The sequence below is a fragment of the Nonomuraea zeae genome (assembly GCF_005889725.1).
Lineage (GTDB): Bacteria > Actinomycetota > Actinomycetes > Streptosporangiales > Streptosporangiaceae > Nonomuraea > Nonomuraea zeae.
In genome coordinates, this window is record NZ_VCKX01000636.1 from 1 (window position 1) to 1913 (window position 1913).

Here is a 1913-nt window from a genome sequence, read left to right on the forward strand (position 1 = left end):
CCAGCAACACCTCCAACGCGGTGTGATCACGCACCACATGATGCATACGCACCAACGCCAGCCACCGATCACCACCCGGCACCACCGCCAGATGCACATCCATCAACGGCGCCCGGCGCAGGTCCATGACCGCCCCGGCCAACGCCACCAGAGCGGCCGCCGGATCGGCATGGTCCGGGCCGAGCACCGTCTCGCGCACCGGCAGCACGGCCTGGCGCCACACCACCTGGACCGGCTCCCGCAACCCCTCCCACACCAGAGACGTGCGATAGATGTCGTGCCGGTCCACGACCCGCTGCAACGCCTCGACGAACCGCTCCATCCGGTCCCGGGAGTCGAACTCGAAGACCGCCGGGGTCACGTACACGTCCGTACCGCCGTCGGCGAGCAGGTGGTGGAACAGCAGCCCTTCCTGCAACGGCGCCAGCGGATAGATGTCGGCCACGTTCGCCGCGCCGCCCTCGACGGTGGCCACGACCCGCCCGATCTCCTCGGCGGTCAGATCCACCAGGGGCAGCATCTCCGGCGTGATGGCGGTCGCGCCGGCCGGGATCAGATTGCCGGGCAGTTCCGTCTGCCCGGTGCTCACGGATGCGGCCAGGCCCGCCGGGGTGGGCGCGTCGAACAGGGCCCGTACCGAGACCGAGACGCCACGGGCGCGCAGGACCTCCACGAGCCGGATCACCAGGAGCGAATGCCCGCCCAGCCGGTAGAAGTCATCGTCGGCGCTCACGCTCTCCAGGCCGAACACCTCGGCGAAGGCGGCGCAGACGATCTCCTCGCGCGGGTTGGCCGGGGCCCGGCCGGTGCCCGCGGTGTATCGGGGGGCGGGCAGGGCTCCGCGGTCGAGCTTGCCGTTGACGGTCACCGGCAGCTCGTCGAGTACGACCACCGCCGAGGGCACCATGTACTCCGGCAACCACGCCGCGGCGAACTCCCGCACGACATCAACCGAAATTTCACCCGACAGCACCACATAAGCCACCAACCGCACGTCCCCCGGCACGTCCTCCCGCGCCACCACCGCGACCTGCCCCACCCCCGGACAGGAGGCCAGCACCGACGCGACCTCGCCCGGCTCCACCCGGAAACCGCGGATCTTCACCTGGTCGTCCACACGACCGGCGAACAACAGCTCACCATCCGCCGACCAGGACACCCGGTCCCCGGTCCGATACATCCGTTCAGCCCGCCCGAACGGACACGCCACGAACCGCTCCGCGGTCAGACCGGCCCGCCCGGCGTAACCGCGCGCGAGCTGCACCCCAGCCAGATAAAGCTCGCCCACCACGCCCGGCGGCACCGGCCGCAAGAACTCATCCAGCACATACGCCCGGGTATTAGCCACCGGCCTGCCGATCGGCACCGAAGCCCCGTCCCAGCCCGGTGCGCACCGCCAGGCGGTCACGTCAATCGACGCCTCGGTCGGACCGTAGTAGTTCTCCAGCCCCACCCCACCCAGCACCTCAAAAAACCGCCGCACCACATGCACCGGCAGGGCTTCACCCGAACACACCACCCACCGCAGGCCGCCACAGGAGGCAGCGGCGGGCTCGGCCAGAAACGCCTCCAGCATCGACGGCACAAAATGCGCCACCCGCACCTGCTCGGCCTGGATCAGCCCGGCCAAGTAGGAGGCGTCCCGCTGACCACCCGGCCGGGCCAACACCAACCGCCCACCCCACAACAACGGCCAGAAAAACTCCCACACCGACACGTCAAACCCGAACGACGTCTTCTGCAACACCCCCTCACCCGCCACCAACCCCAACCGCTCCTGCATCCAAACCAGCCGATTCACCACCCCCGCATGCGACACCACCACACCCTTCGGCCGCCCCGTCGAACCCGACGTGAACATCACATACGCCGCACCATCCGAACCCACCTCGCCCTGTCTCTTATGCACATCT

1 protein-coding gene is annotated in these 1913 nt (G+C 69.3%); it reads right to left on the minus strand.

Annotated elements, in window-relative coordinates:
* Positions 1–1861: amino acid adenylation domain-containing protein (locus tag ETD85_RS61980; RefSeq protein WP_240780188.1), on the minus strand; the 1861-nt coding region annotated here is incomplete at its 3' end.
* Positions 1862–1913: the final 52 nt, after the last annotated feature.